We start from the raw sequence: 15,020 nt of genomic DNA, 5'->3' as shown, positions 1-15,020 counted from the left end.
ATACTGGAATTCACTCAGTTACAGTCGCTTTTCCCGCCTTGTCAGGTGCAAGCGTGGGTTTTCCGTAAAAACGACATGCCCGCCAGTATTCTAAAGTAGACGGGTATGTCGTATCGGTACAAGTCATTTTGATATTAAAGTCTGTAGCAGCTTATAAACAGTCTGGTTTATTTTTGTCCTGAGGGAAGGTTTTCTCGCAGCGTTCTTATAGCTTCACTCAACTTACTTCCTGATACAAATTTAAAATTTTGCGTTTCACTAGGCATTACATTTCGACCATCCTGCACTACCCACAGGCCTTCGCTAAAAATGCCACCAAAATTCACATTAGACGCTTCTAAACCATCGGTCTCGGACACGCCATCAATACGATTATCAAGGTCTGCATCGATTTGAATAAGCCCAACAAAGGACAAGGTTGAAGTGCGGGCGTTAGCGCCAGGCAATGCGGTGGTGTCATAAATAGCATAGCGATTATTCCCTTGGCTTGACGCAATTAAATAACGTATACCGTCGACATCGTATAAAGCAAGACCTTCAATATCTGCTTCGACAGGGGCATTAATTGGCGCAACCAGGCGGGGAGTACTGCGAGTTGTGCTAACATCAAGCATCCATATACCCACGCCTTCTTCGCCTAAGTAAGCGGTAAGTGTCTTCGGGTCGACGACACATCCTTCAGGCTGAGAGGGTAGGGCAAATGTTTGGGTTAAGGTTGCGCGAACGGCGGCGCTCTCACTGAAGGTCAATACATGGTGTTCAAACTGACCACTGGTGTCATTAGCAATGACGTGCGCTGTTCCATCAACAACAAATAAGCACATGCCATAGATATCATTCAAACCCGTGCTTATCTCACCACGGTGTTCCAGTAACCCGTCTGAATCGATCAACATTACCGATAGACTATTTTGACTACGGTTAGACGCCACAGCGATGTCTATACGTGAACTCTCTGTCTGTGACAGGGCGAGGCGCTTAACATTCAGACCCACATCTACATTGTTGACTCTTCCAATGGCAAGTGACTGAACAAGCTCACCTGACAAGGTATAGTTGTTTAGCGCGCCTTTTTTATCCGTGCCTAAAATACGACTATTTTCAGGTTCACGCTGGTTCACCCAAATGGCAGGATCATCTGCTGCGTCTCCAAAGTGATTGACAGGTTGCGTTTCTCTATCTGGAGTCACACGCATTACTTTCAACGATGTCGGCTCGTTGGCAGAGGCAATGGGACACAACCGATATAGCGTGGTTAAAGGCACTGAAGCTGTAAAGAAGGCGTCGCTATCGTCATCGTCTACTACAATGGATAAAGACGGTTCGTTTGCATTTTGAGTCAACGCCAACGCAATGTTCTCTGGCTTGATGGCGGCCTTTTGCTGGTTGTTTAACCACTTTACATCGATATAATTTACATTACAGGGCGATTTAAGCCAGAAGCCACTTTTGTCGGGACTCACCCATGCCAACAGCTCCGTGATTGTGTTGCCTTGAGGAATATCAATAGTGTCAATTCCTTCTACAGCTATGCCCGGTTGGTGAAACAGCAGTGTTCTTGCCACTTCACTTTCAATGTTGGTATCAATTTCCCATACACCGGCGTTTTCGTCCGCAAGATAGACAGTGGTTGCGTCTTTGTTTAACGCACAGCTTTTTACACCCGGGCCAATAGCAAAACTGCGCAGCGATACAGCAACATTGTCTCGTACAAGGTATTGATGGAAGATACCCTTAGCATCAATATTCACGATGTGCGTTTCTTGTAGCGTCCCTGGTTGCGTCTCTGGTTGAAAAAAGCTTTGGGCACACAAGGCTTCCGAGCCGTCAGTCAGTATGTTAACGGAGGCTTTCTTTTTAAGCGTTTCAGGAGAAACCTCAACGTGTGTGATGGCTTGCGTATCGTGATTAAACGCAGTCAAAATCAAAGCGTGGTGTGTCGCCTTACTACTATCAGCATCTTCAGTAGAAACAGAAACTGTTACAGTGTCAGCATAAGCCAGCGAAAAATTGCCTTTGAGAAGATGTTGGGAAACATTGCCCTGAGTCAGAGTAATACCTTGCCCTTCATTGACCGAAACAGTTACCAAGCGGTTTTCCCCATCTACACTATTACTTGGTAGTTGACGGTTAAACCCGTGCGCGAACTGACTAAGCATCAAAGGCATGGAGGTTAACTCATGCTGTTGTACAGCGTTTTCGGACGCAGGTTCGATAGTGACCTCAGCACAGCTTTTATCAATCACTAAGGTTAAGCAGATAAAAGCGAAAATTACCTTTTGGGCAATACAGGATACTGTGCGGTAAGTCATAGCTTTGGTTCCTTATTGTGTGCTTGATTACCTCCGTTGTCGCTTTTGTGAACACGATGGCTATAGATAACTTGACCCAGATGATCAACAAAGTGAAAGAGTAGCGTGTCCTGTGTCAGACTGACCGTGACAAACCCACCTGTCGATTTAGCAAATCGGGTAAAGGAGTAATGCCCTACTGGGCGCACTTCCGAGCCTCCCCCCGAAACAATGTGAACCAGTTTATCGTTCTCAAATTGGTTGTGTTGTAAGTCGTGTTCATGCCCGGCTATATAGGCATCTACGTGGTGTTTATGAAATAACGGCTCTAGGACATTTTTGATTGTGTCAGTGGTGCCATACCGCTTGCCACTGGAGTAAAGTGGGTGATGACCAATCACAATTTTCCACTTATGCGTGTTATCAGAAAGCATCTTATCAATCCATACAAGCTGCGCTTTGCTTCCTTGCGCTACGGCGTTTTGATACTTATCTTCGTTGGCATAATCGGGGTTAAGTGGAGAAGTATCGATAAACAGGACTAATGCGGTTTCGCCGTTCGCTAATGCTAGGGTCTTGTGATAGTACTGAGCGGGCATTTGCCAGCGACGACTCTTGTCACTGTAATCAATTTGCGCTTGCCAATTACCGCGATAATCATGGTTACCGAGCACAGGGTGCCAGTCGATGAACAGGTGAGGTTGGTGGTAGATTGATTCAAAGGATGACTGCCAATATGGATCATCAATTGAGGCGATACCGTTGCTATAAAAATTATCGCCAGTGGTTGCTACGAATTCAGCGTCTAGCTGATAACTGGCTAGATCCAGCCACCGCGCCACCGCTTTTTGATAAAAGTGGCCGTTTCTGCCCCAGTCGCCCAGGGTAAGAAAACTTACGGCATTATCAGGGGCCACTAACCCCTTTATTTGAGTCTCATCGTAGTAGCGTTGGGAATAAACGGGTTCACTGAGTAATGGCTGGGAATTGGCTTTAAGCGGCGGTAGCAACCCTAGTACTGCCAATGCAATACAAAGGCCTGCCCACCGCACTACGTTAATGTTACATAAAACTTGCATGAAAAACTCTCTCATACGGTACGCGCTGAGTAGGACAAGTTTCAAACTCAACGGGCACCGTTATAAAAACAATGAAGAAACCGGTTAGTTCAACTGCCAGGTAAAGCCTAGCTCAAAAGTACGGCCATAAGTCTCGTATTGCGCATTGCGATTAGGCTGGTCGAAATAGTGATAAAAGGGCTCATCGGAGAGGTTGACGCCGTTAAAATACACTTGCATGGTATCGCTTAGGTAATAGCGCGCCATCAAGTCAACCTGTACATGATCATCTTCCATTCTTAGTATATCGCCATCTAGCTCTTCGAAGTTTTCACTTTTGTAAGTGGTGGCCAGTCGAACACTAAAAGCGTCAGCTTCGTAACCTAAAGTTAAATTGCCGATACGATCGGATTGGTTGGGCAATGACGTTTTATATTCTTCACCATCCAATAGGGTCGTTGCATCGGAATCGGTAAAAGTGGCATTGGCCGCTATGATAAAACCGTTGTTGAACGCTTTAACCCATGATAGCTCTAACCCGCTAAGGTCGGCTGATTCACCATTGATGGGTTGTACCACTTCGTCAAACCCTTCCCAGCCTGGGGTTCCGGCTACGTCGGCTAACACAACAAAGTTATCGATGTTTTTGTAGAATAAGCCAGCAGAAATTACACCTATATCGCCTGGGTAGTATTCCAACGTAACATCAATATTTTGTGCTTCGTAAGGTTTGAGTTGTGGGTTTCCAACTTCGGCTTCGCGCTCGGTAACAAAGCTGCCGTCGTCCTCTTCTGTTTTGCTCTCAATAATTTGAAATGCTGCTACATCTTCAAACTTGGGCCGCGAGAGAGTCTGGGTATAGGCAGCCCGTAACTGAAGTTTATCAGAGAAGCTGTAACGGGCATTTAGGCTAGGTAACCAGTGGTGATAATCTCTGCTCGCTTGCCAGGGAGTATTGATGACGTCCTCTACATCAGTTTGCGCGTTCTCAACGAGCTCGACACGCATACCCGAAGTGGCAAAGTCGGTCTGTTCATAACGTACCCCCGCAACCACGTGAAGTTTTTCGATATCAATACTACCCATAATGTAAGCGGCAAATATATCTTCTTCGTTAACGTAAGTGGCACCTTGAGACTCGACCTTTGAATTCAATTGATCAATTTCAAGTGAATTGCGGTTGGCGTTAAAGAAAGTACGCATTGCTTTGCGATCTAACCCTGAACCAAAATCTCCCAACTTATATGCTGGGCTGGGCGCACCGAATTGGGCTGCGTCTAAGTTGTCAAAATCACCGTCAAAAAGGGTAATTTGACTATCGCGCTGCTTTTCTCGGCTGCGGTACTTCGAGCCCAGTTTTAGCTCGCCTAAGTACCCACCAATATTGACCGGTCGCGATAAGTCAAACTTGATACTGGTTTCGGTATCTTTTGCGTAGTTATCCTCAATGCTAATTTCATCGACTTCATAGTTTGCCAAATCCATGGCATCGGCATTTTGTGTTATCTCTGGTCGTTGCGTGTTTAGATCAGCATCAATACTGGCATTGTCTGTTTTGAACACGTAATACAGTGCGTTAGGCTCATCTTCGTCTGATTTTGCATACCCTAATTGCCAATTTGCCTGCCACTTTGACAGTTGGTGGTCGCCGCCGAATGCCACTGTAAAGATGCTTTGGCTTTCGTAACGGTCTTTACTTTCGCGCTCAATTTCAGAGTCTTCACCGTCAAATGTAAAAATATTTGCCTGACGATATTCATCGTCTGAGAACTCACTATAAAGCGTTCGCAGGAAAAATTGATTGTTAAAGTCTGGGCGAAAGTCGATATTGAGTGCACTGCCTAAGCGCTCTCTGGTAATCGTGTAATGACGTTGCTCTAACTCATCATCGCCGTTACTTTCCACGTTGTCTGAACCAAAACTTCTATCGAAATACGAAACGGCGCCAGCCACTCCCCATTGGTTAGACAGCTTTTTGGTAAACGTACCAGATAGCTTTGGGCTGGTCTCATCACGCAGCGTGTTCTGGCTTGCTTGCACGGTGACACTGGCGGTGTCTTTTGGCTTGTCAAAGGCACTGACACTTTTTACTGCAACTGAACCACCTATGGCATCGCCGTCCATGTCAGGTGTAACTGATTTTGACACTTCCAAAGTTTGAATGAGTTCAGAAGGAATGACGTCAAGGGCAACAGAGCGCACGCCAGATTCTGGTGAGGGGATATTAAGACCATTTATGGTGACATTGTTGAGATTGGGATCTATCCCGCGAATGCCAACAAAGCGACCTTCCCCCTGATCCCGTTCAATGGATAAGCCTGGTAACCGCTGCAATGATTCAGCAGCGTTCTGATCGGGAAACTGACCAATTGCATCGGCAGAGACAACGGAAGATATACGGTCTGAAACGCGCTGTTGATTTATTGCACTGGCTTGACCACTTCTTTGGCCGCGCACGAGTATTTCATCGATAGTAGCGCCTTTACCTAGGATTACCACGGCTCGGGCAATATCATTGTCATTGACTTCAATTTTTTGTGTTACGGACTCTTCCCCTAAATAGCTTATCTCTAAGGTGTACGAGCCTGCGGGTATTGCAGGAAATCGGAAACTGCCGTCGCTTCCAGCCTCGGTAACTAAATTCAATTCTTTGATTTGTATTTTAGCTCCGGTATAGCTGCGTGCCTTGGCAGCATCTTTGACGGACCCAATGATGATCCCGTCTGCCGCGTGAACCGAAGGTGTCATGCAAAGCCCAAGGGCTGTGAGACAGGCGATTGCTACAGTGGAGTATGCCGTTTTCATATTATTTGTTGTCCCAATTAAGTCTGTGTGATGTCCAATTGGCAAATCACACTAGGCAGAACCCATGACAGTTATGTGACAATTTTTTTATCTAGATGAAGGTGTTAGCGGATTTAACAGCTATCTGCGATTGAGTGAGCTCAATTGACCCCTAAATAAAACGTTGAAAAATATAAATTTTTACTACGTCTGTTGGAGCATGCTTATTTTTTGCCATTAAGCTGTCACATTATTGAGCTAAAGTGACCCTCGACAAATCTGCCAAATATCGGCAAGACTGCTCGCCTTGGCCCTGGCGTTAGCTAGAAGACGTGTTGGCAGCACGCAGACTACGAGAGAAAACTATGTTTACCCTTAATCATGCTACGCAATTTAAACATCACACTGGGTGGCTGATTTTCACCTTCATTATCGTAACAGGTGCCATATGTCTTGCTCTGGCTAATGGTAATAGCAAAACCGTGGGGGAAATATCCAGTCTCGATATTGTGGGAGAGGGAAGTATTGTCTTACTGACACTGGCATGGATGGTAGCGGCACTGGCTAGCAGACCACCTGGCACTGTGACCAGCTTATTGATTACTGGTTTAGGCTTTTTCCTGTTGTCAGTCACCCTGGACTTACTTGATGAATTTTTTCGCTATCCCGCAACGGCACACTGGATAAGCATGATTGAGTCCTATCCTGCAGCGGTAGGTATGGTGATTATGACTGGGGCTCTATATCAATGGCATTTAGAGCAACGTGCCTTGAATTTACAGTTACGCCGCAGAGAATGGGATTATCGGGATCATCACGAAATTGATGGTATCACCCAGTTATATCGCGCTCACTATTGGCAACAGCAAATTACTAAGCTGCAAAAAGAAAATACATCCGCGGTTATTGCGCTTATTGACATCAACAACTTCTCTACATTCAACCTACGCCACGGCCATGCTGAGGGTGATAGGTATTTGCACGAAGTCGCGCAGCTCATTGTGATGAATCTACGCCACCGGGATCTGGCCTGTCGCTACGCGGGCGATAGATTTGCGATTTTACTTCCCAATGTGACCGTTGAGCAGGCGAGAGCGATTATCGATGAGGTGAAAATAAGTATTGGTCATGTGGCATTTAGGTGTAGTGATCAAACCACTGCAACCTACATGACAACCCGCAGTAGCTTAGCCTCGCTATTGCCACAAGACAGACTCTCAAGTGTGCTTAGCAACTTGTTAATGCAATTGGACAATACGGAACAGCAGGTGGCTTAACGCACCATGGTGTCAGTAAACCTCGCCTCAACGAGTGCACCCAATGTGATTAGTGGTATTGCCACACCAACCTTGTCACAGAATATCACTACATTGAGTGATAAAGTGATAGCAGGGTACTGGTTGGTAAAAGCCACAATGGAGGTCGCACTTCCTCGAGGTGCCAATATAGATAAATTGCTCAGGGGCACAGGTATTTTTGAAGATGCAATTACTTCGCATTTGATGATAAGTGTTAAGCAATACACGGCGTTATTGGTCAATGTTCAGCATTACACGAAGGGCAAAGATGTCAGTTTTCTGATTGGCAATGCATTGGCGTCTTATTGGGCATCGAGCCCATTAAGCGTGCTTGCAAAAAGTGAGTGTTTAGAAGATTTAACCCAGCAGTTGTTGAGCCAGCACCAGCTTAGGTGGTGTGCTCATCCACTTTTATCGTTCAGGGCCTATGATTTTGCATCGTACACATTGTGGATCCCAGAGTTAACCATACGCAATGCCAAAATCAATCAGTTTGCGTTAGAAATTGGTTTTTCTACAGTGATGGCGTTGTGCAAAATGGTCACAGGACGGCGACCAGCTATGACCTTTTCATTTCAATGTCAACGACCGAGAAATGTAGCAGACTATGAAATTCACCTTGGCCTTAAAACACGGTTTTCAAGCCCGATTAATGGGATGACTATCGCCAAAAATGACCTGCTTAGGCCAATTGAATCGGGGAGTGATCACTTGGCCGTTAGCGGCAAGAGCAAGCCAGCACAACATCATTTTGTAGACCAATCAATCACCACCCAATGGCCGCAGAGGGAGATAGTTTCCCGTATTTCGCTGCCCGATTACGTAAGGCAGTGCGCACTCTCGCCTCATCACAATGGCCTTACTCTTGTCGCAGAACACCTGAACTTAAGCGTTGCTACGTTAAAAAGAAAATTGAATGAGTTCGGGGTAAGCTATCGACAGTTATCCGAAGAAGTGAAACGCAATCAGGCCATAGTATTGTTGTCGCTCAATAAAATGACTAATGAACAAACTGCGGGGGCAATGGCGATGTCTGACTTGCCCAATTTCCGTCGAGTGATTAAACGGCTGACTGGCAATACCCCAAGTGAACTGCGCGCACTTATTTTTTCAGACCTTTAATTTGCTTTGCATTGGCGATAAAACCTTTTATCCTTTCGTGTTTTACCTTTTGCATATCAGTGACAAACACACTGTGGCCGTCAGCACCGTAATAATATAGAGAGATTTTCGTGCCTCAAACCAATGCTATTGCTCCAAACCCAATGGGTCTTACCCCCATTTTGCTGTTCGTTATTCTGGTGGTTGTTACGGGGATCACCTCCAATGATATTACTGCAATGCCAATACTGGTGGCGTTTTTTATCAGTGCGGGTTATGGCTTGTGTTTAAACCCCAAAGGCAAAAAGGTCAGCTTTTCAGAAAAAGTGCAGACCTTTTGTAAAGGCGGGGGTGATAAAAACATTATTCTGTTAGTGCTTATTTTTTTATTAGCCGGTGCCTTTTACGCGGTAACCATTGATATTGGCGCCCGTGATGCCACGGTCAATTTGGCGCTGCAATTTGTGCCTACGTCTTTGATATTACCCGGGTTGTTTTTGATTTGTTGTTTTATCTCCTTTTCGATGGGCACGTCGATGGGCACGATTACTGCGCTCTCGCCCATTGGTGCAGGGCTAGCGACCAGTCTTGGTCTGCCCGTGGAAATGGCACTGGGTATAGTGGTGGGCGGTGCGATGTTTGGTGATAATTTGTCGTTTGTGTCTGACACTACTATCGCGGCTACGCGTACTCAGGGTGTCCAGCTTAAAGATAAATTTCGCGCAAATTTAATGGTCGCTATGCCCGCCTGTATTGTCACTATGGCACTGCTTTTGATGGTGGATGTCGATACCTCAGGTATTGTTGACGGCGGCGATTATGATTTCTGGCGTATATTGCCTTACGTGTGCATTATCGCTTTTGCGCTGACGGGGTTTAATGTTATTAGCGTCTTAGCCGTGGGTATTGCCAGCGCTTGTGCAGTTGGTCTCATTCAAGGCAGTTTCACCCCCTTATCAATGATGCACAGTATCCAAAAAGGAATGGGTTGGATGCAAGACCTCGCGATGATAGCCATTACCATAGGTGGCATTGTGGCGTTGATGCACGCTAACGGCGGGATCACCTGGCTTATTGAGCGTTTAACGCGCAGAGTGACATCTAAAAAGGGGGCAGAGTTCAGCATTGCTGGCTTAGTGAGCTTTCTAGATATAACTACGGCAAACAATACCATTGCCATAGTTACCGCGGGGCCTATTGCGAAAGATTTGAATGATAAATACGGTGTGGATCCTCGTCGTACAGCGTCTTTATTAGATATTTTTTCGTGTAGTTTCCAGGGACTAGTGCCATACGGAGCACAACTTCTCAGTGCTGCTGCGGTGGTAGGTATTTCACCTTTGTCTATTACGCCTTATTGCTGGTACCCCATGTTGATTTTTGTGTTTGGATTGGCCGCCATTTGGTTCGGCTTCCCCCGTTTTCTCGAGCCGCAAGATGACGAATTAACCCAAACCTCTTAAGCGCCCGTAAAAAGCGGGAAATGCGCTAATCGTGCCGCAATACACTGGCTTTTTGGGGCGGTATCTTCTAGGATCACCGCCCAAATTTTATTGATGATTTAAATTGTTCTCTAGGATGTAACCTTGTCTTCACCCAATGCTATTAAATCCCTTTATAACAGACTTGATGAATGCTTAAGTGCGGATAAGTTCCGTTTAAAGCGTCGTATTACCCAGCTTGCACAAAGTGCAAAAGGGCAAGCCGATACGGGAAAAGGCGTAAAGCAGTCAACGGGGGGGCAATCACAGGGAAGCGGGGCAAGTGAACAAAGCCTTGAAGGCAAGTTTGAAAAGCTTGAACGGGATATTGCCACATCTATAGAGAAACGTGCATGGCGCAGTGAAAATCTGCCTAAAGTGAGTTATCCGCCTCTTCCTGTCAGCGATAAAAAAGACGATATTAAAGCGGCTATTGCTAATCATCAGGTGGTCATCGTAGCGGGTGAAACGGGATCAGGTAAAACCACCCAGTTGCCAAAAATATGTCTAGAGTTGGGCCGGGGTGTAGATGGCATGATTGCGCACACCCAACCGCGCCGTTTAGCTGCTCGAAGCGTTGCTACGCGCATTGCCGAAGAACTCAACACGCCGTTGGGCGAAAAAGTCGGCTTTAAAATTCGTTTTAGCGATCAGGTCAGTGAGCGCAGTTACGTCAAACTGATGACTGACGGTATGCTACTGGCAGAAATGCAGCAAGATCGGTATTTAAATCAGTACGACACCATTATTATTGACGAAGCCCATGAGCGCAGCCTGAATATCGATTTTCTATTGGGGTATTTACGTCAGTTACTGGACAAGCGACCGGATCTTAAACTTATTATTACCTCAGCGACTATCGATCCTGAGCGCTTTTCAAAACACTTCAACAACGCGCCTATTATTGAGGTAAGTGGCCGGACGTATCCGGTTGAAATACGCTATCACAACCCAGAAGACAATGACGACGATATCGACCAAAGCGACGCCATCGTTAATGCCGTGGATGAGCTAATGCGCGAAGCGCCCGGTGATATTCTGGTGTTTCTAAGTGGCGAGCGGGAAATCCGTGATACACAGGATGCGCTGAGTAAACAACATTATCGCAATACCGAAATTGTACCTTTGTATGCGAGGCTGTCAGCAGCGGAACAAAACCGTATATTTCAGTCGCACAGTGGCCGTCGAATTGTATTGGCGACCAATGTGGCCGAAACCTCTTTGACGGTACCGGGTATTAAATACGTTATCGACCCCGGTTTTGCCCGAATCTCACGTTACAGTGCACGCAGTAAAGTACAGCGCCTTCCAATTGAGCCTATTTCACAGGCCTCGGCAAACCAACGTGCTGGCCGCTGTGGGCGCGTATCAGACGGTATATGCATTCGCCTGTACAGTGAAGAGGATTATTTAGGGCGACCAGAGTTCACAGATCCAGAAATTTTGCGGACTAATTTAGCCTCTGTTATTTTGCAGATGCTGGCATTGGGGTTAGGCGACATTGAAGCGTTTCCGTTTGTTCAGCCACCCGATAGCCGTAATATTAATGACGGCTTCCGCCTGTTAGAGGAAATTCAGGCTATTACCAAGGGCAAAGGCAAGCGTCAGGGTAAGATGCAACTGACCGAGCTTGGCAGGCAAGTGGCGCGATTGCCTATCGACCCGCGCTATGCGCGTATGGTGATTGAAGCGCAACGCACCAATGCGCTTAATGAAGTCATGGTTATCGCTGCGGGCTTGTCGATACAAGATCCCCGCGAGCGCCCGCAGGAAAAGCGTCAGCAAGCAGACGAAAAGCACAGTGAATACGCCGATAAAGACTCTGATTTTATCAGCCTGTTCAATCTGTGGACCGCATTTAGAGATCAGCAGAATGCGCTAAGTCAGAATCAACTGCGCAAGTGGTGTAAACAGCAGTTTATCAATTACCTGCGCATGCGGGAGTGGCAAGACATTGTCAGCCAATTGAAAAAGTCCATTGCTGAGCTGGGGTTCGGTATATCAAAGCAAGCGGCAGATTATCAAAGTGTACATCAAGCAATCGCAAGTGGCTTGTTATCTCACTTGGGCTTTAAAGATAAAGAGCGTGAGTATATGGGGTCGCGCAACACGCGATTCCTTATTTTTCCTGGCTCGGGCTTGTCGAAATCTCAGCCAAAATGGGTGATGGCGGCAGAATTGGTTGAAACCTCTAAGCTATTTGCGCGTATGGTCGCGAAAATTGACCCCACATGGATAGAGCCGTTAGCCGAACACGTGGTGCAGCGCAGCTACAGCGAACCCCATTGGTCGAAAAAACGGGGCGCTGTCATTGCCTTTGAAAAAGTCACGTTGTTTGGTTTGCCCATTGTATTAAAGCGCGCCAAAGTTTATAGCCTTATCGATCCGCCCATTTGCCACGAACTGTTCTTACGGGAAGCCTTGGTGGCGGGTAATACCAAGCTGAATTACCGCTTCTTACAGGAAAATCAGGCCTTGCTTGAACAGGCTGATGAGTTTGAAAAGAAAACCCGACGACGGGATTTGCTTGTTGATGACGAAGAGTTAGTGAGCTTTTACGCTAAGCGGATCCCCGTAGAAGCAAATAATGATGCCGCATTTAAAAAATGGTTTAAGCAGCATGGCAGCGAGTCTCAGCTGACATTTACCGAGCAAGACGTTTATCGCCAGCAGCCAGCTCAGGGAGTGGCGAATGCATTTCCAGACGTTTGGCGACAGGGCAATATCACCTTACCGCTTAGGTATCACTTTGAACCCAATGCACACGACGACGGTGTGACTGTTGTCATTCCCTTACCTGTGCTTAATCAGGTAGAAGAGGTGGGGTTTGATTGGCTCGTGCCCGGCCTAAGGCATGATCTGATAGTGGGAATGATTAAAACCTTGCCAAAGCGTTTGAGACGTAATTTTGTGCCAGCCCCTAACTTTGCCGAAGCGTGTTTGGCGGATATTAGCGAAACCGATAAAAATAACCGTCCGGTGTCTATTGTAGAGGCGGTGAGTCATAAGTTACGCAAGATGACGGGCGTGACCATTGATGAAGATGAATGGAATCTTGATCAGCTTGATAAACATTTAAAAATACATTTTGCAGTGGTGAATGACAAAGGCGAGGATATTGCTACTGGTGATGATTTACACCAACTCAAAGGGCAATGTGCAGGGCAGGTAAAGCAAACCTTTGAAAAGGCTGCTACGCCGGAACTAGAGCGCAGTGATATCAGTGAGTGGGACTTTGACAAGCTTCCTGAAACCTTCGTGCAAAAAGTGGGCGGTTTTGAGGTGCAGGCTTTTCCTGCGCTTGTCAGAAAAGGCGGCCCTCACGGTGATAAGGTCGATATCGCACTGATTGAAGAGGCAGACAAAGCAGCCACTTTGCATCGTCTAGGTGTCAATGTGCTAATAAAAAATGCCATGCCTTCTCCACTTAATTATCTACAGAATAAATTGCCAAACAAGGCCAAACTGGGTTTGTATTTTAACCCATTTGGACAAGTTAAAGCGCTGATTGACGATTGTATTTTTGCCGGGATAGACGCTTTAGTTAATGCGTACTGTCAGGCGCATGGCTCAGATGTTCGGAGTAAAGCAGATTTTGAAGCTTGTCTGGATGTGGTTCGCGCTAATATCAACGACAAAGTACTGGATATTGCTCAGCGGGTAGAGCAGGGGCTAACCTTGGCGCATCAGTGTCAAAAACAAATGAAAGGCAATGTTCCCCTTAACATGATCAATGCGTTGGGTGACTGTAAAGCCCATTTAGCGTCTTTAGTGTTCCCTGGATTTGTCACCGAACTAGGTGAAGCTAGGTTAGATGACTGGAACCGCTACATTAAGGGCTTGGCGCGCCGTTTGGAAAAATTACCGATTGATCCGAACAAAGACAGAATGCACCAGGTTACGGTTGAAAAGTCCATTGCAGAATGGGAAAAAGTGTGCGGAAAATATCCAAAAGGCAAAGTGCCTGCTAAACTTTTAGACGTGCGTTGGATGATAGAAGAGTTACGGGTGTCGTTGTTTGCTCAGCAATTGGGTACGGCGTATCCCATTTCTGCTAAGCGCATTACCTTGCAGTTAAATGAATTTTAAGCGGGTTTGTTTTGCCTCTGAAATAGAGGCGTTATTATACCAAAGTAGACAATTAAGCTTTATTGAATAAATAATCATCACTTCGATTGACAAGTGATTGACTGCGCCCTATAACATCATGTGTAGTCGTAAGTGTTGTGCTAAAAATCAGGAGAAGTAGACATGTTGGGATACGACGATAAGCGAAACTTTTTCAGGATGATGGTTAATTCGCCTTGTCAGTTGCAAGTAACTGATGATGAGTCGAGCCGGACCATGCAAGCGTTGTGTAAAGACATCAGTGCTACGGGAATGTCGTTGGAAGTTGATGAACCGTCCATTGAAGTTGGTACGCAAGTGAGTGTGGCAATCGAATCTTCGAGTTCTCAAATTCCTTCTCTTGCGGCGTTAGCGACCGTAGTGCGATGTGAACCTGAGTCCGAATCGAGTTGTATTATTGGCGTTGAAATTTCGCAGATGAAATAAACCCACGGTTTTCGATTGAGGCGAATAAACTGTTCGCCTTTTATTCATGTTCTGCTTACATACTCTAATCATTTTAATTGAATAAAACGTTCGATTTTATTTATTTTAATCTCACTTATTAATTGATAATAATTCTCATTATTGTGTTTTAGGACTGTCGTGTTGAGTCCGTATGATTTCATTAATGAGGGTATTTATCATGAAAAAGACAATCTCTTTTGCGGTTATGCACTTTTGTGTTGCCTTTACTGTTGCTTACCTTCTTACAGGAAGCATAGTCGTAGGAGGAGCGGTTGCTCTTGTTGAGCCTGCCATTAATACAGTGGCGTTTTATTTTCATGAGCGGGTGTGGAAACAACTAGAGCGACAACAGCACCAGTATGGCAACGCCATTACTTCCCACGGTTCAACGTCTACATCAGTACTTATGTCGTAATTAAAAGACTAAAAACG

Annotated in this window: 9 protein-coding genes; 6 read left to right on the top strand and 3 right to left on the bottom strand. The window is 45.9% G+C overall.

Annotated elements, in window-relative coordinates:
- Positions 1-167: 167 nt before the first annotated feature.
- The 3 genes from ACMCM8_RS09035 to ACMCM8_RS09025 all read right to left on the bottom strand — a co-directional run bounded on the left by ACMCM8_RS09035 (position 168) and on the right by ACMCM8_RS09025 (position 6,154).
- On the bottom strand, positions 168-2,312 hold the full coding sequence (locus ACMCM8_RS09035) for a phytase (RefSeq protein WP_412727556.1): 2,145 nt from the start codon (positions 2,310-2,312) through the stop codon (positions 168-170).
- A complete protein-coding gene (locus ACMCM8_RS09030) occupies positions 2,309-3,370 on the bottom strand; it encodes a metallophosphoesterase (protein ID WP_412727554.1) in 1,062 nt (353 codons plus the stop codon). Before ACMCM8_RS09030 ends, ACMCM8_RS09035 begins: the two co-directional genes overlap by 4 nt.
- Positions 3,371-3,454: 84 nt before the next feature.
- On the bottom strand, positions 3,455-6,154 hold the full coding sequence (locus tag ACMCM8_RS09025) for a TonB-dependent receptor (protein ID WP_412727552.1): 2,700 nt from the start codon (positions 6,152-6,154) through the stop codon (positions 3,455-3,457).
- Positions 6,155-6,498: 344 nt separating this feature from the next.
- Between ACMCM8_RS09025 and ACMCM8_RS09020 the strand changes: the two genes are divergently transcribed.
- The 6 genes from ACMCM8_RS09020 (at position 6,499) to ACMCM8_RS08995 (ending at position 15,003) form a co-directional block, all read left to right on the top strand.
- On the top strand, positions 6,499-7,410 hold the full coding sequence (locus ACMCM8_RS09020; RefSeq protein WP_412727550.1) for a GGDEF domain-containing protein: 912 nt from the start codon (positions 6,499-6,501) through the stop codon (positions 7,408-7,410).
- A 6-nt stretch (positions 7,411-7,416) separates the two neighbouring features.
- A complete protein-coding gene (locus tag ACMCM8_RS09015) occupies positions 7,417-8,553 on the top strand; it encodes a helix-turn-helix domain-containing protein (RefSeq protein WP_412727548.1) in 1,137 nt (378 codons plus the stop codon).
- 143 nt (positions 8,554-8,696) lie between these two features.
- Positions 8,697-9,995, top strand: coding sequence for a Na+/H+ antiporter NhaC family protein (locus tag ACMCM8_RS09010; protein WP_412727664.1), 1,299 nt, complete (start codon positions 8,697-8,699; stop codon positions 9,993-9,995).
- A gap of 123 nt (positions 9,996-10,118) precedes the next feature.
- Positions 10,119-14,102, top strand: a complete 3,984-nt coding sequence (hrpA, locus tag ACMCM8_RS09005) for an ATP-dependent RNA helicase HrpA (RefSeq protein WP_412727546.1) — start codon at positions 10,119-10,121, stop codon at positions 14,100-14,102.
- 162 nt (positions 14,103-14,264) lie between these two features.
- Complete coding sequence (locus tag ACMCM8_RS09000; protein WP_412727544.1) at positions 14,265-14,567, top strand: PilZ domain-containing protein; 303 nt, start codon at positions 14,265-14,267, stop codon at positions 14,565-14,567.
- 199 nt (positions 14,568-14,766) lie between these two features.
- Positions 14,767-15,003 carry a DUF2061 domain-containing protein gene (locus ACMCM8_RS08995; RefSeq protein ID WP_412727542.1) on the top strand — a complete coding sequence of 79 codons (237 nt, stop codon included), beginning with the start codon at positions 14,767-14,769 and terminating at the stop codon, positions 15,001-15,003.
- Positions 15,004-15,020 lie beyond the last annotated feature (17 nt).

The sequence above is a fragment of the Alteromonas sp. D210916BOD_24 genome, assembly GCF_047159385.1.
In the GTDB taxonomy this organism is placed as follows: Bacteria; Pseudomonadota; Gammaproteobacteria; order Enterobacterales; family Alteromonadaceae; genus Alteromonas.
Note: the sequence above shows the minus strand (reverse complement) of the source record. Positions and strands in the feature narration are given on the sequence as shown.

Excerpts from the sequence above, each read along its gene's own strand:
- ACMCM8_RS09015 (WP_412727548.1), top strand. The coding sequence starts at position 7,417 with ATGGTGTCAGTAAACCTCGCCTCAACGAGTGCACCCAATGTGATTAGT.
- ACMCM8_RS09020 (WP_412727550.1), top strand. The coding sequence starts at position 6,499 with ATGTTTACCCTTAATCATGCTACGCAATTTAAACATCACACTGGGTGG.
- ACMCM8_RS09000 (WP_412727544.1), top strand. The coding sequence starts at position 14,265 with ATGTTGGGATACGACGATAAGCGAAACTTTTTCAGGATGATGGTTAAT.
- ACMCM8_RS09035 (WP_412727556.1), bottom strand. The coding sequence starts at position 2,312 with ATGACTTACCGCACAGTATCCTGTATTGCCCAAAAGGTAATTTTCGCT.
- ACMCM8_RS08995 (WP_412727542.1), top strand. The coding sequence starts at position 14,767 with ATGAAAAAGACAATCTCTTTTGCGGTTATGCACTTTTGTGTTGCCTTT.
- ACMCM8_RS09025 (WP_412727552.1), bottom strand. The coding sequence starts at position 6,154 with ATGAAAACGGCATACTCCACTGTAGCAATCGCCTGTCTCACAGCCCTT.
- ACMCM8_RS09010 (WP_412727664.1), top strand. The coding sequence starts at position 8,697 with ATGGGTCTTACCCCCATTTTGCTGTTCGTTATTCTGGTGGTTGTTACG.
- ACMCM8_RS09030 (WP_412727554.1), bottom strand. The coding sequence starts at position 3,370 with ATGCAAGTTTTATGTAACATTAACGTAGTGCGGTGGGCAGGCCTTTGT.